Annotated in this window: 16 protein-coding genes and 1 tRNA gene; 6 read left to right on the forward strand and 11 right to left on the reverse strand. The window is 70.0% G+C overall.

Going from position 1 to position 17346, the window contains the following annotated elements:
- Positions 1-49: 49 nt before the first annotated feature.
- Positions 50-1675, forward strand: coding sequence for a CocE/NonD family hydrolase (locus AB0M80_RS25990; protein ID WP_364569860.1), 1626 nt, complete (start codon positions 50-52; stop codon positions 1673-1675).
- Here the strand turns inward: AB0M80_RS25990 and AB0M80_RS25995 are convergent.
- A complete protein-coding gene (locus AB0M80_RS25995) occupies positions 1665-2423 on the reverse strand; it encodes a metallophosphoesterase (protein WP_364569863.1) in 759 nt (252 codons plus the stop codon). The two genes, AB0M80_RS25990 and AB0M80_RS25995, sit on opposite strands and share 11 nt — an antisense overlap.
- Positions 2420-3052, reverse strand: a complete 633-nt coding sequence (locus AB0M80_RS26000) for a GntR family transcriptional regulator (protein ID WP_364569866.1) — start codon at positions 3050-3052, stop codon at positions 2420-2422. The genes AB0M80_RS25995 and AB0M80_RS26000 overlap by 4 nt, the downstream gene beginning before the upstream one ends.
- A gap of 46 nt (positions 3053-3098) precedes the next feature.
- Between AB0M80_RS26000 and AB0M80_RS26005 the strand changes: the two genes are divergently transcribed.
- Complete coding sequence (locus AB0M80_RS26005) at positions 3099-4268, forward strand: aminotransferase class V-fold PLP-dependent enzyme (protein ID WP_364569869.1); 1170 nt, start codon at positions 3099-3101, stop codon at positions 4266-4268.
- Here AB0M80_RS26005 and AB0M80_RS26010 read toward each other — a convergent pair.
- Positions 4265-5212, reverse strand: coding sequence for an SDR family NAD(P)-dependent oxidoreductase (locus AB0M80_RS26010; RefSeq protein ID WP_364569872.1), 948 nt, complete (start codon positions 5210-5212; stop codon positions 4265-4267). The genes AB0M80_RS26005 and AB0M80_RS26010 overlap by 4 nt on opposite strands.
- A gap of 56 nt (positions 5213-5268) precedes the next feature.
- The gene (locus AB0M80_RS26015) at positions 5269-6405 is read right to left on the reverse strand and encodes an acyl-CoA dehydrogenase family protein (protein WP_364569875.1); all 1137 of its coding nucleotides are present in this window, start codon (positions 6403-6405) and stop codon (positions 5269-5271) included.
- 62 nt (positions 6406-6467) lie between these two features.
- Here AB0M80_RS26015 and AB0M80_RS26020 point away from each other — a divergent pair, with 62 nt between their 5' ends.
- Positions 6468-6884: a cupin domain-containing protein gene (locus AB0M80_RS26020; protein WP_364569878.1), complete on the forward strand. Its 417-nt coding sequence runs from the start codon at positions 6468-6470 to the stop codon at positions 6882-6884.
- Between the two features lie 11 nt (positions 6885-6895).
- On the opposite strand, the gene AB0M80_RS26025 is transcribed toward AB0M80_RS26020, so the two are convergent.
- Positions 6896-7081, reverse strand: coding sequence for a hypothetical protein (locus AB0M80_RS26025; protein ID WP_364569881.1), 186 nt, complete (start codon positions 7079-7081; stop codon positions 6896-6898).
- A 182-nt stretch (positions 7082-7263) separates the two neighbouring features.
- On the opposite strand from AB0M80_RS26025, the gene AB0M80_RS26030 reads away from it, so the two are divergent.
- A complete protein-coding gene (locus AB0M80_RS26030) occupies positions 7264-11499 on the forward strand; it encodes a hypothetical protein (protein WP_364569883.1) in 4236 nt (1411 codons plus the stop codon).
- A gap of 61 nt (positions 11500-11560) precedes the next feature.
- Here AB0M80_RS26030 and AB0M80_RS26035 read toward each other — a convergent pair whose 3' ends face one another.
- The gene (locus AB0M80_RS26035) at positions 11561-12025 is read right to left on the reverse strand and encodes a MarR family winged helix-turn-helix transcriptional regulator (RefSeq protein WP_364569886.1); all 465 of its coding nucleotides are present in this window, start codon (positions 12023-12025) and stop codon (positions 11561-11563) included.
- Positions 12026-12150: 125 nt separating this feature from the next.
- Here AB0M80_RS26035 and AB0M80_RS26040 point away from each other — a divergent pair, with 125 nt between their 5' ends.
- The gene (locus AB0M80_RS26040; protein WP_364570595.1) at positions 12151-12645 is read left to right on the forward strand and encodes a carboxymuconolactone decarboxylase family protein; all 495 of its coding nucleotides are present in this window, start codon (positions 12151-12153) and stop codon (positions 12643-12645) included.
- Between the two features lie 42 nt (positions 12646-12687).
- Here AB0M80_RS26040 and AB0M80_RS26045 read toward each other — a convergent pair whose 3' ends face one another.
- Positions 12688-13557 (reverse strand): hypothetical protein, encoded by an 870-nt coding sequence (locus tag AB0M80_RS26045; protein ID WP_364569889.1) that lies wholly within the window; start codon positions 13555-13557, stop codon positions 12688-12690.
- 158 nt (positions 13558-13715) lie between these two features.
- On the reverse strand, positions 13716-14315 hold the full coding sequence (locus tag AB0M80_RS26050) for a short chain dehydrogenase (RefSeq protein ID WP_364569892.1): 600 nt from the start codon (positions 14313-14315) through the stop codon (positions 13716-13718).
- 119 nt (positions 14316-14434) lie between these two features.
- On the opposite strand from AB0M80_RS26050, the gene AB0M80_RS26055 reads away from it, so the two are divergent.
- A complete protein-coding gene (locus AB0M80_RS26055) occupies positions 14435-15880 on the forward strand; it encodes an MFS transporter (protein WP_364569895.1) in 1446 nt (481 codons plus the stop codon).
- Between the two features lie 41 nt (positions 15881-15921).
- On the opposite strand, the gene AB0M80_RS26060 is transcribed toward AB0M80_RS26055, so the two are convergent.
- From AB0M80_RS26060 to AB0M80_RS26070, 3 genes are all read right to left on the reverse strand, one after another.
- Positions 15922-15993, reverse strand: a tRNA-Val gene (locus AB0M80_RS26060).
- Positions 15994-16033: 40 nt separating this feature from the next.
- Positions 16034-16498, reverse strand: a complete 465-nt coding sequence (locus AB0M80_RS26065) for a peroxiredoxin (protein WP_364569898.1) — start codon at positions 16496-16498, stop codon at positions 16034-16036.
- Between the two features lie 73 nt (positions 16499-16571).
- Positions 16572-17003: a DUF3052 domain-containing protein gene (locus AB0M80_RS26070; RefSeq protein ID WP_364569901.1), complete on the reverse strand. Its 432-nt coding sequence runs from the start codon at positions 17001-17003 to the stop codon at positions 16572-16574.
- Positions 17004-17346: the final 343 nt, after the last annotated feature.

Below are 17346 nucleotides of genomic sequence, written 5' to 3' on the forward strand. Positions count from 1 at the left end.
ACCGTCGGATCCGGAAGGGTCTACTCCACTTCGGAAGGCTGGGTCGCCCGTGCTGGACCGACTTGTCGACAAGCTGCTCGGACTCCCCCGCGCCGAAGGGCCGAAGCCGGTCGTGACGCGCGACCTCGCCGTCCCGATGCCCGACGGCGTCACGCTGCTCGCCGACCGGTACGCCCCGGCCGGGACGACGTCGGCGCCGGTGGTGCTGATCCGCACGCCGTACGGGCGCAAGGGCCTGCTGTCGAAGCTCTTCGGCGACACGTTCGCCCGGCACGGGCTGCAGACGGTCGTCCAGAGCACCCGCGGCTCGTTCGGCTCCGGCGGCGAGTTCCGGCCGTTCCACCTCGAGCGTGAGGACGGCCTCGCGACCGCCGAGTGGCTGCGCGCCCAGCCGTGGTGCGACGGGAACCTCGGCATGGCGGGCGTCAGCTACCTCGGGCACACGCAGTGGGCGATCGGGCCGTACCTCGACCCGCCCCTGGCGGCGATGTGCCTCGGCGTGACGGCGTCGGAATTCGTCTCGACGTTCTACCCGGGCGGGGTGCTCGCGGCGGACAACATGGTCTCGTGGTCGGCGATGATCGGCCGCCAGGAGGAACGCCTCGCCGCGCTGCCGAACCCGCTGCAGATGCGCAAGACCCGGCGCGCGCTGGCGCACCTGCCGCTGAGCGGCGCCGACGTCGCCGCGATCGGGAAACCGGTGCGGTTCCTCCAGGACATCACCGAGCACTTCGTGCCCGACGACGACTACTGGGCCATGTCCGACCACAGCGCCGAAGTGGCGCAGCTCGACGTCCCGGTGTCGATGGTCACCGGCTGGTACGACCTGTTCATCGGCTCGCAGCTGCGGGACTTCCGGATCCTCGCCGAGGCCGGGAAGGCGCCGCGGATCACGATCGGGCCGTGGGCGCACGGCGAGCCCGCCAGCATGGGCGCGATGATCCGCGACCAGCTCGGGTTCCTGCGCGCCCACCTGCTCGGCGACCGCACTTCCCTGCACCGGGCGCCGGTCCGGCTGTTCCTGCAGGGCGCCGGCACCTGGCTCGACTTCGAGTCGTGGCCGCCGCCGTCGGCCACCACCGCGTCGCACCTGCGGCCGATCGGCGGGCTCGGCGAATCGGTCGGCGCCGAAGCGCTGCCGACGACGTTCACCTACGACCCGGCCGACCCGACCCCGGCGGTCGGCGGGCCGCTGCTGACGGGCGAGTGGAAGCAGCGCGACAACCAGGAGGTCGAGGCGCGGCCGGACGTGCTGGTGTTCACCGGCGAGCCGCTGCCGTCGGACCTCGACATCATCGGCGACGTGTCGGCGACCGTGCACGTGCGCACCGAACTGGGCCACGCCGACGTCTACGTCCGGCTCTGCGACGTCGACTCCGGCGGTACCTCCCGCAACGTGACCGACGGCATCCTGCGACTGCGCCCGGGCTTCCCCGCGGCCGACGCGGACGGCATCGTCACCGCGGAGGTGACGCTGGACCCGACGGCCTACCGCTTCCGCCGCGGCCACCGGCTGCGCGTCCAGGTGGCCGGCGGCGCGTTCCCCCGCTTCGCGCGCAACCACGGCACGGGCGAGCCGGTCACCGAAGCGGTGGACGGGAAGCCGAACCGCTTCGAGGTGTTCCACGACGCGGCCCGGCCGTCCCGGATCACGCTGCCGATCTTCAGCGGCTGACCACGCGGTGGTGGCTGGTCACCCGGCCGTCGTCGTGGAGAACGTGCAGCAGCAGGGCCGGCGGGCGGTCGTACTCCAGCGGGCCGCCCTCGGTCCAGCCGCTGTCTCCGCCCGGCTCCACCGGGAGCAGGGAGCCCGAAACGACGCCCGGCGCGATGCGCAGCGGGACACCGGCGAACGTCGTCGAAGCGCCGGTGTGCACGTGCCCGGCCAGCAGCGCCACGACCCGCGGGTGCCGTGCCAGCACGGCAGCCAGCCGGTCTTCGCCGGACTGGCGGATCGCGTCCACCAGCGGGACGCCGACCTCGACCGGCGGGTGGTGGAACGCGACGAACGCCGGGCCGTCACCGCCGGAGAGGACGCCGTCGAGCCATTCGAGGGTTTCGTCGGCGAGGAAGCCCGCGCCACGGCCCGGGATCGTCGAGTCGCACATGGCGAACAGCACGCCGTCGACCTCCTGCGCGAGGTCGATCGGGCCGTCGGAAGCCGGTAGGTCGAGCAGCCCGGCGCGAAACGCCGCGCGGACGTCGTGGTTGCCCGGGCACACCAGCACCGGCGCCGGGTGCTTCAGCAGTTCGGCGGCGCGCGCGTACTCCGCGGCCGTGCCGTGGTCGGCGATGTCGCCGGTGACGACGACGGCGTCGACCGGTTTCGCCAGCCCGCCCAGGTAGGTCAGCACGGCGGCCACGCGGTCTTCGGCCCGCTTCCCGCCGTCGAGGTGCAGGTCGCTCAGGTGCGCGATGATCATTTCTCGTCCTTCCCCAGGTACGCCAGGGCCTTGACCCAGTTGGCGACGAGCACTGCGGACGCGGCCGCCAGGTCGCCGTCGCGCAGGGCCGCGGCGATGCGGCGGTGCTCGCCGATGCTCTCCCCGGCGTGGCCGTCCCGGGCGAAGTAGGCCGACTCGTACCGCTTGAGCAGCGGCTTGGTCTGCTCGATCAGCCGCAGCAGGTGCGGGTTCGGGCAGCGGGACAGCAGCAGCGCGTGCCACCGGTCGTCCAATGCGGACAGATCACCGCCGTGCGCGAGCGCCGCGGCCATCTCGTCGGAGACGACGTCGAGCGCGTCCGGCAGCCCGGCCAGTTCCACCGGCGACGTCCAGCGCAGCGCCAGGGCTTCGAGCTCGGCCACCAGCGGGTAGAGCCGGCGCGCCTCGTCCGGGTCGAACGGCGGCACCAGGAACCCGCGGCCCGGCGCGGAAACCAGCAGGCCGCGGTCGGCGAGGCCGATCAGCGCCTCCCGCAACGGCGTCCGGCTGACGCCCAGCTCCCGGGCCAGGTGCACCTCGTTGACGCGGGCGCCGGCGGCGAGCCGCCGGTCGAGCACGCGGGTGGTGATCTGCTCGATGAGGTCGCTGCGCAACGGGGTGCGGGCCATGGCGCGCAGTATTGCATACAGTAACTAACTACTGTATTCAGTTCGTATGAGCTTCGACGTCGAACGTGCGCGCCGTGAAACCCCGGGCTGCGCCGAGGTGGTCCACTTCAACAACGCGGGCGCGGCCCTGCCCCCGGCCGTCGTCACCGACACCGTCGTCGAGTACCTGCGCCACGAAGCGCTGGTCGGCGGGTACGAAGCCGCCGCCGAAGCAGCGGAGCGCCTGGACGCGGTGTACGCGTCGGTGGCCCGGCTGCTCGGCGCCGGCCCTGACGACATCGCCCTGACCGACAACGCGACGCGCTCCTGGCAGGCGGTGTTCTACGCGCTGCCGTTCGGCCCCGGGGACCGGATCCTGACCTCACGGGCGGAGTACGCCAGCAACGCCATCGCGTTCCTGCAGGTCGCCCGGCGCACCGGCGCGGTCGTCGAGGTGATCGGCGACGACGCGTCCGGGCAGCTGGACGTCGAAGAGCTGCGCCGGCGCGTCGACGGCGACGTCAAGCTGATCGCCGTCAGCCACGTGCCCACCCAGGGCGGCCTGGTGAACCCGGCCGAGGAGATCGGCGCGGTCGCCGAGGCGGCCGGCATCCCGTTCCTCCTGGACGCGTGCCAGTCGGCGGGCCAGCTCGACCTCGACGTCACGCGCCTCAAGTGCGACGCGCTGTCGGGCACCGGCCGCAAGTACCTGCGCGGCCCGCGCGGCACCGGGTTCCTCTACGTGCACCCGCGGCTGCGCGAGCGGCTGGAACCGGCCGTGCTCGACCTGCACTCGGCGAGCTGGGAGTCGCCGACGGAGTACGTCGTCGACCCGACGGCCAAGCGCTTCGAGGTGTGGGAACGCGACTTCGCCGCCGTCTGCGGCCTCGGCGCGGCCATCGACTACGCGCTCGAATGGGGTTTGCCGGCCATCGAAACGCGCGTCGCTTCGCTGGCCGCCACCCTGCGCGACCGGCTCACCGAAGCCGGCGCGCGCATCCACGACGCCGGCGCGCGCAAGTGCGGTCTCGTCACCTTCAGCGTCGACGGCACGCCGGCCGCGCAGATCAAGGCGCGGCTCGCCGAGGCGAACATCAACACGTCGCTGTCGACGCGCACCTCGGCGCAGTACGACTTCACCGCGCGCGCCCTGCCGGACATGGTCCGGGCGTCGGTGCACTACTACAACACCGAGGACGAGATCGATCTCCTGGTGCGAGAGGTCGAAAAGCTTTAAAAGGCGTTCACCGCGGTCAGCTCGGCCGAGAGCGCCCACAGCCGCTCGGCCTGCGCCGGGTCGACGGCGTAGTCCTTCACTCCCGTGCGGGTGCCGTCGGCGGGGGCGGGCTCGGCGATGTCGCAGTCCTCGAGGTAGACGCCGCCGAGGCCGTCGAGCTGCGGGGACGTCGCCGCCCAGACCTGGGTCGCGGCGCCCTGCTCCGGCGTCTTCGCGCCTCCGGTGACCTGGCCGGCTTCGTCGACCATGCCCGCGTCGACCAGCTCCTGCCGGTCCAGGTAGCGCACGAGATCGGTGAGGATCCGGCCCGGGTGCAGGGCGAACGCGCGGACGCCCCGGTCACGCGCGAGCTCGTCGAGGTGCACCGCGAAGAGGATGTTCGCCGTCTTCGCCTGACCGTAGGCGAGCCACTTGTCGTAGCCCCGCTCGAAGTTCAGGTCGTCGAAGCGCACCGGGCCGAAGTGGTGGCCCCGCGAGGACACCGAAACCACGCGGGCCCCGGGGCCGAAGGCCGGCCAAAGCCGGTTCACCAGCGCGAAGTGGCCGAGGTGGTTGGTGGCGAACTGCGCCTCCCAGCCCGGTCCGACGCGGGTCTCCGGCGACGCCATGATGCCCGCGCTGCCGATGAAGACGTCGATCCCCCGCCCCGAGTCGGCGAACCGCTCGGCGAAGGCGCGCACGCTGCCGAGGTCGGCCAGATCGAGCTCGTCGACCTCGACGCTTCCCAGTCCTCGCAACGCTTCTTCCGCCGTGGCCCGGCGGCGGGCCGGGACGACGACGTGCGCGCCCGCGCCCGCCAGCGCCCGGGTGGTTTCCAGGCCGATACCGGAGTAGCCGCCGGTGACGACCGCGAGCTTGCCGGTCAGGTCGATGCCCGCCAGGACCTCGGCCGCCGTGGTCGTGGCGCCGAAACCCGAGCCGATCTCGTGCTGTGCAGTGGTCATGCTTCCGACGCTAGGAGCTGGAGCGAACTCCAGCGCAAGCGTGGGTGACCCACGGATCAGTCCGCGAGCAGCTGCCGCGCGATCACGAGCTTCTGGATTTCACTGGTGCCTTCGTAGATCCGGAACAGCCGCGCGTCGCGGTAGATGCGCTCGACCGTGACGCCGCGGATGTAGCCCGTCCCGCCGTGCACCTGCACCGCGCGGTCGGCGACCCGGCCGAGCATCTCGGTGCAGAACAGCTTCGCCGACGACGGCCCGAGCTTGCGGTCCTCCCCCGAGTCGTACTTCGCGGCGGCTTCGTGGACCATCGCGCGGCCGGCCGCGAGTTCGGCGTGTGACTCCGCCAGCAGCGCCTGCACCAGCTGGTATTCGCCGATCACCCGGCCGCCCTGGCGCGCGGTCCGCGCGTACTCGACGGCCTCGGCCAGCGCCCGCTCGGCCAGGCCGACGCACAGCGCCGCGATGTGCAGGCGGCCGCGGGCGAGCGACGCCATCGCGATGCCGAAGCCCTGGCCCTCCGCGCCGACCAGCGCGTCGGCGGGCAGCTCGACGTCGTCGAAGACCACTTCCGACGTCCACGCGCCGGCTTGGCCCATCTTGGCGTCGTGCGGGCCGACGGTGACGCCGGGCGCGCCCGCGGGCACGAGGAACGCGGAAATGCCGCGGCTGCCGGTGCTTTCCGGATCGGTGCGCGCGAACGCGACGAACACCTCGGCGAGCGGGGCGTTGGTGATGAACCGCTTGGTGCCCGACAGCCGGTAGCGGTCGCCGTCGCGGACCGCGCGGCTGGTCAGCCCGCCCGGGTCCGAACCGGCTTCGGCTTCGGTGAGCGCGAACGACGCGATCGCCTGGCCCGCGGCCAGCCGCGGCAGCCAGCGGGTGCGCTGGTCCGGCGTCCCGTGGTGCACGATCGCCTGGCCGGCGATGCCGTTGTTGGTACCGAACAGGGACCGGAACGCGGGCGTCGTCCAGCCGAGTTCGATCGCCAGCCGGACGTCTTCGGCCATGCCGAGGCCGAGCCCGCCGTACTCCTCCGGCAGCGCCCAGCCGAACAGGCCCAGCTCGGCGGCCTTCTCCCGGATTTCGGCCGGGATTTCGTCGCGTTCGTCGATCTCCGCTTCACGCGGCACGACCTCCTTGCGCACGAACTCCCGCACCGCGCCGAGGACCTGCCCGAAAACGTCCGCGTCCATGCGGGGCACGCTACCGGGATCGCTGCCCCCACGGACACGCCCGGACGCGGTAGCTTGGGCCGATGCGCAAGCCGCTCGCCACCGTCATGGCCGCCCTCGCCGCGGTACTGGTGCTGCCCTCGACCGCCTCCGCGACGCCCGGCAGCGGCGTCACCGGCACGATCCTGGCCCGGAAGACCGTGGGGCACACCGACTACACGGTGCGGGAGATCACCATCCAACCCGGCGGCTACACCGGCTGGCACTTCCACGACGGCACGCTCCACGCGTACGTGAAGGCCGGGACGCTGACGCACAACCTCGCCGACTGCAGCCTCGACGGCGTCTTCGGCGCCGGGCGCGCGTTCACCGAGAAACCCGACCAGGTGCACATCGGCCGCAACCTCGGGGCGACGCCGTTGGTGCTGGAAGTCCTGTACGTGCTCCCGGCGGGCAGCCCGCTGTCGGAGGACGCGCCGGACCCCGGCTGCGGCTTCTAGCTCGACAGCCATCAGTCGTCACGCTGCTCGCTGCCGCGCTTCGGGCCGTTGCGGCGCCACTCGTCGCGGAGCGCGCCCAGGGCTCGGACGACGGGGATCCACGCCCGCACGAACAGCGCCACGGCGGCCGGCAGCCGGCTGGCCGCCTGCAGCAGCAGGACGATCGCGCCCAGCGCCGCCAAGATCGCAGTAACCATCTTCGTCTCCCGCTCGATCCCTCTGGATGACCGAGGTCTCCGGCCATCCGCAAATCGAACCGACCGCTCCAAAACCGGTCACCTCGAAACCGCGGGTGAAGGCGGCTTTACCCTGGTCGAGGCGCACGAACCGAAGTACCGGTCCGGTACCGACCGACGTGCGACCCGACCGGAGGGGACGGATGGCAAAGCACAGCAAGCTGGTGGAGCAGCTCCTCGCGCTCAGGAAGCTTTCCGGCCTCACCAACGTGAAGATCGCCGAGCGGTCGAAGACCTACGTCGCTCCCGGGGCATCGAAGTGCCACCTGCTCAACGACCGGAGCATCGGCGACTGGCTGCGGGGCGACCACGTGCCTTCCGAAGAACGCCTGAGCGTCCTGGTGGGGGTCATGCAGAAGGCGGCGGCCGACCGACGGCCGCTGATCGAGCCGGCGGATCCGGAGCTCATGAAGGGCATCGCGGAAGGCAGCTGGCTGGCTTGGCTGGCGGAGGTGCGAGAGGGCGACGGGCGCCATCCGGTCCCGGTCGAGGACGGCTTGCGGTGGGACGAGATCGTTCGCACAGCGAAGATCTGGCCGGACGCCGAGGAAGCGGCAGAGCTGCGGAGCCAGGCACTGGCTGTCCTGCGGCACCTGGAGGGCGAGCGTCGCAAGGCCGTGGAAGCGGCGCTGGCCGACGACCCGTGGCTCGACGAAGAGCTGCCGGAGCGGACAGTGCAGCGGGCCGGCGAGATCGTCCGGTACCTCTCCGGTGACCCGCTCCGGTTCTCCGCGGTGGAGGCGTTCCTGCTCACGGTCGCGCCGCTGCTCCACCACACCCGGTGGGCACAGATCGCCGCCGAAGCGCACTCGGACGTCGACCCGATGCGGCTCGAACGCCATCCCGACTGCGACTTCGAGTTCTTCCGCAGCGGCGACCAGCAGCAGCGCCTGGTCGAGCGGGCCCGGCGCATCCCGGCCGCGGACGACCCCGACCGCCGGGCGATCTGCTGGTGGCTGTTCCACCGGTGGCTCGACCAGAGCGCGTCCGGACAGCCACGGACCGTCTCACTGGGGCTGGAATCGCCGCAGGCCGCAGCCCTGGAACAGCAGCTGAAGCAGCTCTTGCCGGTGTTCCGCCTGTCCCCCGGCGAGCTCAAGGACTGGCGGCTGCGCGATCAGGCGGAAGAGTGGCCCGGCGGCCAGCGGCTGCGCATCCGGCTCGTCGCTCTCGTCCTGGGCCTGGCCCACACGATGGCCATCGAGCCGGGTTCGCTGTCGAGCACGCTCGTCGAGCACCTGGGCATCGACCACCAGGTCGAGCTGGCGGACCTCCACCGAACTCTGCGTGAAAGCAGCTGGGTCCGCACCCCGACGGCGCTGCGGCTGGACGCCGAGTGCCGGCACGAAGCGGTGTACGAAGTGCTCACCGAGCACGTGACGCGGATGTCCGAGGTGCTGCGCACCGCCCGCGAGGCCGCCGCCCGCGAGACGGCGGTGGCGCCACTGCTGACGTTGCCGGAACGGGCGTCGGACGAGGACGTCACACCGACGACGAGGCCGGACGGACGACCGGAGTTCGTGATCCCGACGACGAAGTTCCGGCTCGACGAGACCCGCGTGCGCGAGCTGCTGATGGGCGAGCAGCTCTACCGCGACCGGTCCCTGGCGATCCGCGAGCTGTACCAGAACGCGCTCGACGCCTGCCGATACAGCCAGGCGTGGCGCCGATACCTCGTCGTCAACCAGGGCGGGCCGCGGGACTGGTCCTGGCCGGGGAAGATCGAGTTCCGCCAGTGGAAGGAGGACGGCCGGCACTTCCTGAGCTGCCGGGACAACGGCGTCGGGATGGGCGAGGCCGAGCTGCGCGAGGTGTTCTCGCAGGCGGGGATCCGGTTCGCGGACCGGCGTGAGTTCGCGGTGGAGCGTGCACGCTGGGAGGACGAGGGCATCCACGTGTACCTCAACAGCCGGTTCGGCATCGGGGTGATGAGCTACTTCATGCTCGCGGACCGGATCGAGGTGACGACCCGCCGGATGAACCCGGGTGGGGAGCGTTTGCCGCTGGTGAAAGTGGTGATTGCGGGGCCGGGTCACCTGTTTCGCGTCGAGACTCTCACTGGTGCCGATGACGATGGCAGGCCTGAAGGCACGGAGGTCAAGCTCCACCTGCGGGATGGGGCGAACGCGCCGTCTTGTGTCGCGACTTTGCGCGCGTTGCTGGGTCTCGCGGAGTTCGAGACCACGGCTCAGCACGGCGAGGAAGAGCCTGAATATTGGCGTCCGTTCGAATTCCAACCGCGTCGTCGGCACCCTGCACGGGGGGACAGCATCGAAGCGTACGGGCGGTTGCAGCACGGCGCTCCTTCTGAGAACGGGCAAATCGTCTGGTGCGAGCACGGTGGTGCCCTGCTCGTCGACGGCATCTATGTGCGCTGCGAGAACCAACGCGGAGTGCTGACCGCATCAAAAAGCAACAGCGACCCATGTGGCGCGGTCATCAATCTGACCGGCCCTTTCTCGCCCAAACTCAGCGTCGACAGGATGTCCGTGCTCCAGGACGTGTCGGAACGGACCGAGGTACTGCTGAAACAGGCGACCGCGGAGCTTCGGAAGCCTGGTTCCCTTCTTGAGTATCAATGGGTTCTGAATGTCGCCGAGAACAACATAGGAGTTGCCGATATCATCGCCGGAACGGCGATTTCCGAGGGTTTGCCGACCAAGATCGGCCCGTATGACACCACTGCAGACGTCGCCGGCATCGTCGAGCTGGATCAGCAGCTGATACGGACAACCCCCCAACCGAACGACCCCTACGGGCGCAAGGCCGCGAAGACACCAGCGCACCTCTTGCTGTGGCGGTTGCTGGCTCTCAAAGCGGCCGTTCCCGACGAGGCAACCGGACGGCCGTTACTCCCAGCGCTGCCCTCGGACGACCTCCTGAACGAGTTGGTCGGCTACACGCAACCCGATGGCGCACTTCGTCCGGAAGTTTCCCCTCCGTCTGTGTGGCGCGCGGCTTTTCGTCTCGGAACCAGCCCTAAGAACGTGATACGGCGACTGGCGGAGCTCGGCTTTTCGGTAGCGAAGTGCGAACAGTTGCAACCGCCGACTCACCTCGATTCGGCCGACATAACACTGATGAACCTTGCGGAAAAAGCGACAAGTCTGGTTAGCGATTCTTATCCACACCTCGCGTTGATCGCCGGGAGTGCTCGACTGGACATCCCGATGACTCAGGTCGCCGAGCGACTCGCCGAACTGGGCTTCGAACGCCCACTTACCGTACCTTTGGGGCGCGCTGACGGCACAGACGTACGACTCATCGGCAATTTTGGCGCCCACTCGACGGAATTCAGCAGGCTCTTTCCGAAAACCGGGGAACCGGTGTCCGCTCTATACGTACTACTGGCCGCTCAGGAAACCGGGCTCGAGCCGTCGAGCGTCGCAAACCGGTTGCGCCGACTGGGCCTGAACGTCCCGGACTTCGACGTATCCGTGGTCGACCTCATTGAACTTCCGAACCCCATTCGATACGCGATGGTGAGTTTGCATCTACACGGACACCCGTCTAAAGCTAGTCAAATATGTCGCGAGGCATTGACCGCAGGATGCCGACCAGGAGACCTGGCCCAGACGTTGACACGTTTCGGAGTTCACATCGACAAGCCACCACCTGAGCAACTGACCGAACTCGACAAAGCTTTACTACAATCCGTGTACTCATTTTCAAACCGAATAGAACCGCGGGAATTACTCCACGTTTTGCTGAGCGTGGACCTGACAGCCCAGGACGCGGCGATTCGGCTTGAAGCCATGGGTTTCGACGTCTGCGAAACCGCATCCCTCCCGCCGACCCCCGACACAAGAGACCGAGAGATTCTCCTAACTATCGCCCCATACAGACAAATCGAGGCGATGGACTTGCACGAGTTCGCCATGGCAGTAACCCAAACTGGCTATCCTTCCACAGAGGTTGCGCAGCGGCTGGCGAAGTTCGGATTCAATGCCGACCAATTCCCGGATGTCGCCGATATCCATGCGGAACTGATTCCACCAGACTTGCCGAGATCAGCCGCTATCGGGCAGAGCGAAGTTCCACTTCCCATTATTTTGGACCACGCCGAAAGCGTAAAAGTCGAGCCGGAGAAAATCGGCTCCTGCCTCCAGAGACTGGGTTGCTCCGTACCGGAGATTCGAGAGCTTTCTCCTGAAGAAGCAGTTCTGATCAAGAGGAATTCGTCCCGAGAGAAACTCAAACCGCGGGTACCGCTCACCATATCCAAATTGCTCATGGGCGCCATCCGCACCGGGATGACAGTCCATGAGGCCGCCGCACGATTCACCGCACTCGGCTACCACTTCGCCTTCCCCAACCTGGACGACGAACTGCAACGACTGCTGCACCTGGTTCCACGCGTGAGCGAAGACCAAGGGTGACCCTGGCACTGGAGGCGCTGCACATCCTCCCGGCGGGCGGCCCGGACCCCGGCTGCGGCTTCTAGCTCGAGAACCAGCCGGCCGCGTCGAGCCGGTACGCCGCGGGGTCGACGACCGCGCGCAGGTCGTTCTCCAGCGCGGTGATCCGCCCGGCGCCGACCGTGCGCGCCCAGTCCGCGCGCAGCTCGTCGAAGATCTCCGCCGACTTCGTGAGCGCGTCGATGCCGTGCGCGGTGAGCCGCACGATCTTGCGGCGCGCGTCGGCCGGGTCGTCGGCGCGCTCGACGTACCCCAGCGCCTCCAGCCGTTCGACGGTCTTGCCCGCCGCCTGCTTGGAGACACCGAGGCGGCGGCCGATCTCCGACGCCGTCGCCCCCTGCACGCCGACGGCCTGCATGGCGAAGCCGTACGACGGCCGCATGTCGGGGTGGCCGCGGACCGCGAGCTCACTGTGCAGGCGGTCGATGAGCGTGCGGAAGCCGCCGAAGAGGAGCAAGGGCAGCTCGTACCCCGGCGTGCCGGTCATGACCCCTTGCCAAACTCGACAACCAGGTTTACGGTTTCGACAACCACATTGTCGATCCTACGTCGGGAGACGCCTTGTTCGCCGATCACACCCCGGAGTCTGCACCCCCGGCCGCCCGCCCCGCGATGACGGCCACCGCGAAGAAGTTCGGTCGCGTGCCGTCCGCCGTCGCCCGGTTGGCGACCTCACCGGAGCTCCTGAACGGGTTCCTCAAGCTCAGCGCGATCTTCGAGTCCACGACGCTGACGGCGCTGGAACGCGAAGTGCTCATCATGACGGTGGCCGCACGCAACGCCTGCCACCTCTGCGTGGCGATGCACACGGCCACGCTGACCGGCCTGTCCGCCTCCCCGGAACTGGTGGCGGCACTGCGGGCGGAATCCCCGCTGCCGGAGCCGCGGCTGGAGGCACTGCGCGGCTTCGTCCACGCGGTCATGGACACGAGGGGCGAGGTCCCGGCCGACGCGCTGGCGGCGTTCACCAGTGCCGGCTACACGGAACGGAACGCCTTGGAGGTGGTGCTGGGAATCGGGACGTACACGCTGTCGACGTACGCGAACCGGCTCACCCGCGCGCCGCTCGACGACGCCTTCGCCGAGCACGCGTGGCACGCAGCCTAAGGCCGTGGGGCCGCCCGGTCCGGCGGCCCCACGGCCGGGAACTCAGCCCTTCACCAAGGTGACGACGCTGGTGTCGTCGACCGAGACGTTGGTGTTGTAGTTCGGGTCGAGCGCGGTCGCCTGGGTGACGACCTCCGCGGCCCCCTTCTGGAACGGCGTGGTGCCCGACGGCACCACGGTCCCCGTCCACGGCGCCGGCGTACCCGGCGTGCAGGAGACCTGCGCCGAGTAGGTGCCGCGGATGATGACGTTGCGCTTGACCTGCGTCGCGGACCCGCTCAAGGTGACCTTGGCCGGGGCGGTGCAGTCGACGGTGCCGTGCAGGTAGGCGTTGCCGTTGAGCGTGCTCGCGGTGCCGTCCGTGGCCACCTTGAGCCCGATCGCGAGCTGCGGCGGCGCCGGCGGGTTGGCGATGTGCACCTCGCCGCGCGCGGCCGCCGTGTCACCTTCGCAGTGCTGCTCGAAGGTGGCATCCAGCGTCTGGACGTACCCGCGCGGCCCGAAAACGACGTTCTGGACGGTGAACGTCCCGGTCAGGGTGTTGCACCCCCGGCCGTTGCCGCTCAGGTCCAGCCCCGGCGCGTTCGCCCCCTGGAAGGGGTACCGGGTCGCCCCGTCGTAGGTACCCACGGCCAGGCCCGTGCCGCTGGGCGCGGCCAGGTCGAGCGTCCACCAGTCGCTGTTGAAGGCGCTGATGCTCACGGCGATGTGGTTGCCGTCCTCCGACGCGTTGACGGTGAGCCGGTCCTTCGCCTCCGTGGAGTAGGCGTAGGAGCGGCCACCGCTGATGTAGTCGCCCTCGTCACCGCTGAACGACAGCGATCCCGTGGCGACGGTCTGCGCCTGCGCCGGCACCGCCCCCACGAGCACGGCGAGCACCGGTACCGCGACGACGGCGGCGGCTCGCTTCAAAAACCCTGAACCCTTCACAGGTCCCCCAATCAGGTGAGTCGATCACTTGCCGCACTGCCTGTCGGCAACAGCCGATCACCCGTTACGCCCGGGCGGAGATTTTTGTTTCGCCTCAAGAATTCCGGGTTTCCTGCGCGGATCTTGACAAAGATCCGCGGTCACCGGGGCACGACGGTGCGGCCGTTCGCCTCGCCTTCGACGAGAACGCGGTAGGCCTCGGCGACGACCGCCACCGGCGTCCCGCGGCGGCCGTCCTCCCCCATCGCTTCGAGCGTTTCGCTGATCCAGCCGGGGCTGACCACGTTGATCCGCGGCCCGTGCGGCAGGTCGGCGGCCGCCGACCGGACGAAGCCTTCGAGGCCGGCGTTGACCAGCGCGCCGAGCCCGCTGCCCGGGATCGGCTCGGTGAACGTCCCGCCGGTGAGCGTGATCGAGCCCCCGGCGGGCAGGCGCTGCGCCGCGCGCCGGGCGAGCGCGACCTGACCGAGCAGCTTGGCGCGCAGGTCGTCGAGCACCTGCGCGTCGGTCAGCCCGGCGAGCGGACGCAGCGGGACGTTGGCGGCGCAGCACACGACGGCGTCCGCACCGGTCCCGAACAGCGCGTCGAGCGACGCCGGCTTCTCCAGGTCCACGCCGACCGGCGAAGTCCGGGAGACGGGCACGACCTCGTGCCGTGGTTCGAGGGCGGCGGCGACGGCGCGACCGACGAGCCCGGTGGCGCCCAGCAGGATGATCTTCACCCCCTCGACGCTAACCACGCCGGCAACCGCGATTCCGCGGTCGCGGAAATCCCGCGAAAAACCGTCCGCGCCCGTGTCCGGTCCGCCGGGACGGCTCCGACCCCCTGGCGAAACCGACCACGGAGAAGGAGCCGAACATGGAGAAGCCGGCCGGACGGCGGGAGTGGCTGGGCCTGGCGGTCCTCGTGCTGCCCACCCTGCTCGTCGCGATGGACATGACCTCGCTGTTCCTCGCGTTGCCGCAGCTGAGCGCGGACCTCGGGGCGAGCAGCACCGAGCAGTTGTGGATCACCGACAGCTACGGCTTCGTCGTCGCCGGGTTCGTCATCACCATGGGCACGCTCGGCGACCGCATCGGGCGACGCCGGCTGCTGCTCGCCGGCGGGGGCGCGTTCGGGCTGCTGTCGGTCGTCGCCGCGTTTTCGACCGGCCCGGTGATGCTCACCGTCGTCCGCGCGGCGCTCGGCGTCGCCGGGGCCACGCTGATGCCGTCGACGCTGGCCCTGATCACGAACATGTTCCGCGACGAGAAACAGCGCGGGAAGGCCATCTCGATCTGGGCCACCTGCCAGTTCGCGGGTGGTGCGGCCGGCCCGGTGTTCGCCGGGTTCCTGCTCCAGCACTTCACGTGGAGCTCGGTCTTCCTGGTCGCGGTCCCGGCCGTGGGTGTCCTGCTCGTCGCCGGCCCGTTCCTGCTGCCCGAGTTCCGCGCCCCCGCGTCCGGGCGGCTGGACCTCCCCGGCGTGGCGCTCTCGCTGGCCGCCGTGCTGCTGGTCGTGTTCGGTCTCAAGCAGCTGACCACCGGCTCGCCGGCCCTGCCCGTCACGGCGATCGCCACCGGTGCGGCACTGGGTGCGGTCTTCGCCCGCCGCCAGCTGACCACGGCGTCGCCGCTGCTGGACCTGCGGCTGTTCCGCAACCGCCCGTTCACCGCGGTGCTGGTCGCGCTGGTGTTCGCCGGCGTCGCGATGGCCGGCGTGGGCCTGCTGGTGACGCAGTACCTGCAGAGCGTCCTCGGCCACTCCCCGCTCGTCTCGGCCCTGCTGTTCGCGCCGATGGGCTTGGGCGTGGCGGCGGGCACGATGACGGCGCCGGCCCTGACCCGGTTCCTGAAGCCGGCGACGGCGATCGCGGGCGGCTTGGCGGTGTCGGCGGCGGGCAGCCTCCTGCTCGCCTTCACCGACGGACTCGCCCCGATCGTGGCGGGCATCACAGTGCTGACGCTGGGCACGGGCCCGCTGTTCGCGCTGGGCATCGGCCTGGTGATGGGCTCGGTCCCGCCGGAACGAGCGGGCTCGGCGGCGTCGATGGCCGACACCGGCAACTACCTCGGCGGTTCCCTGGGAATGGCCCTGATCGGCCTCACCGCGGCGGCGGTGTACCACGGGGTGTTCCCGGCGGGCACCACTCTCGCCGTCGACGTCACCCGCCCGGAGGTGGCCGAGCAGGCGAAGGCGGCGTTCACCAGCGGGTTGAACGTGACGGGCGTGATCGCGGCGGTGCTCTTCGCGGGGCTGGCGCTGCTGGTGACGACGATGCGGCGCACCGAGGCCGCCGACGTCGAGCCCGCCATGGCCGGATGAAGACATGCGGCGCCCCGAAGACCCTCGGGGCGCCGTTGCGGTGGGCGCAGCAGGGTTCGAACCTGCGACCGCTCGGGTGTAAACCGAGTGCTCTTCCGCTGAGCTATGCGCCCGGACGGCGGCGGCCCGGAACCGGGCCGCCGCCGGGGGAACTCAAGCCGTCAGTTCGGCCACGGCCTTCTTCCAGCCCTGCTGGTCGCGGGCCTCGCCCGGCGCGTTGACCTCGGCGAACCGGACCACACCGGAGGTGTCGATCAGGAACGTGCCGCGCACCGCCAGGCCGGCGTCCTCGTTGAAGACGCCGTACGCGCGAGCCACCTCGCCGTGCGGCCAGAAGTCGGACAGCAGCGGGAACTGGTAGCCCTCCTTCTCGGCCCACGCCTTCAGCGAGAACGGCGTGTCGACCGAGACGCCCAGTACCTGGACGCCCTTGTTGTCGTAGTCCGCGAACTCGTCGCGGAGCTGGCACAGCTCGCCGGTGCAGATGCCGCTGAACGCGAAGGGGTAGAAGACCAGCAGAACCGGCTTGTCACCCCGGAACGACGACAGCTGGACCGGCTGCTTGTTGTAGTCGTTGAGCGTGAAGTCAGGGGCCTCAGAACCGACCTCGACGGTCATACCAGCGTTTCCTCTCCCGAACGGACACGTGCCTGCGACGACAACCCTATCGTGTCCGTCCGGCGAGACCGGCTCAGCGCTGCTTCGACTTCGACTTGGGGGACACCAGCCGGGTACCGATCCAGTTCGGGCCCACACTCATGTTGGCCGTCTGGGCCAGTCCGACGGCGGGTACCGCTTCGGCGATTTCGCTCGGCTCGACGTGCCCCGGCTGCCCGTTCTTCGGGGTGAGCACCCAGATCACGCCGGTCTCCTCCAGGGGACCCCGGGCGTCGATGAGCGCGTCGCCCAGGTCGCCGTCGTCCTCGCGCCACCACAGCAGCACCACGTCGATGACCTCGTCGGCGTCCTCGTCGAGGATGTCCCCGCCGATCTGCTCCTCGATCGCCGCGCGGAGGTCGTCGTCGACGTCCTCGTCCCAGCCGATCTCCTGGACCACCATCTCGGGCTTGATGCCGAGCCTCTCGGCGACGCTGCTCTGATCAGCGTCTCCCGCGGCGACCACTGCTTTCACTCCTCCAACTACGACGGAGCGTGACGTCGGAGCACCCTCGGAAGGTACGCCTGGGCCACACTCGGCTACCCGGTTGCCGATAGCGAACACTGGTGAAGCTCCGCGCGCAACCGTCCACACCGGATCTGTGACAACTCGTGTCGCAGGATACGGCCCGCGACCGGCCGCCGCGACGGCGTTTCGGGTGCCTCGCGCCCCCGGTCTGCTACCCGGCCGAGGGGCGTCCCCTAGGGTGGGGAGGAAGAAAACGCGCGCGCGATACACCGCGCGCTGGGAGTGACTCGACCGGGTCGGCCTATGTTACCGGCAAGTAGCGGTGCGGAAGCCGGTACGG

It is taken from the genome of Amycolatopsis sp. NPDC051045, from assembly GCF_040682955.1.
Taxonomy (GTDB): Bacteria; Actinomycetota; Actinomycetes; order Mycobacteriales; family Pseudonocardiaceae; genus Amycolatopsis.

Bases quoted from the DNA above. Each gene is read 5' to 3' on its own strand.
- AB0M80_RS25995 (WP_364569863.1), bottom strand. From the start codon at position 2,423: ATGATCATCGCGCACCTGAGCGACCTGCACCTCGACGGCGGGAAGCGG.
- AB0M80_RS26000 (WP_364569866.1), bottom strand. From the start codon at position 3,052: ATGGCCCGCACCCCGTTGCGCAGCGACCTCATCGAGCAGATCACCACC.
- AB0M80_RS26005 (WP_364569869.1), top strand. From the start codon at position 3,099: ATGAGCTTCGACGTCGAACGTGCGCGCCGTGAAACCCCGGGCTGCGCC.
- AB0M80_RS26010 (WP_364569872.1), bottom strand. From the start codon at position 5,212: ATGACCACTGCACAGCACGAGATCGGCTCGGGTTTCGGCGCCACGACC.
- AB0M80_RS26015 (WP_364569875.1), bottom strand. From the start codon at position 6,405: ATGGACGCGGACGTTTTCGGGCAGGTCCTCGGCGCGGTGCGGGAGTTC.
- AB0M80_RS26020 (WP_364569878.1), top strand. From the start codon at position 6,468: ATGCGCAAGCCGCTCGCCACCGTCATGGCCGCCCTCGCCGCGGTACTG.
- AB0M80_RS26025 (WP_364569881.1), bottom strand. From the start codon at position 7,081: ATGGTTACTGCGATCTTGGCGGCGCTGGGCGCGATCGTCCTGCTGCTG.
- AB0M80_RS26030 (WP_364569883.1), top strand. From the start codon at position 7,264: ATGGCAAAGCACAGCAAGCTGGTGGAGCAGCTCCTCGCGCTCAGGAAG.
- AB0M80_RS26035 (WP_364569886.1), bottom strand. From the start codon at position 12,025: ATGACCGGCACGCCGGGGTACGAGCTGCCCTTGCTCCTCTTCGGCGGC.
- AB0M80_RS26040 (WP_364570595.1), top strand. From the start codon at position 12,151: ATGACGGCCACCGCGAAGAAGTTCGGTCGCGTGCCGTCCGCCGTCGCC.
- AB0M80_RS26055 (WP_364569895.1), top strand. From the start codon at position 14,435: ATGGAGAAGCCGGCCGGACGGCGGGAGTGGCTGGGCCTGGCGGTCCTC.
- AB0M80_RS26065 (WP_364569898.1), bottom strand. From the start codon at position 16,498: ATGACCGTCGAGGTCGGTTCTGAGGCCCCTGACTTCACGCTCAACGAC.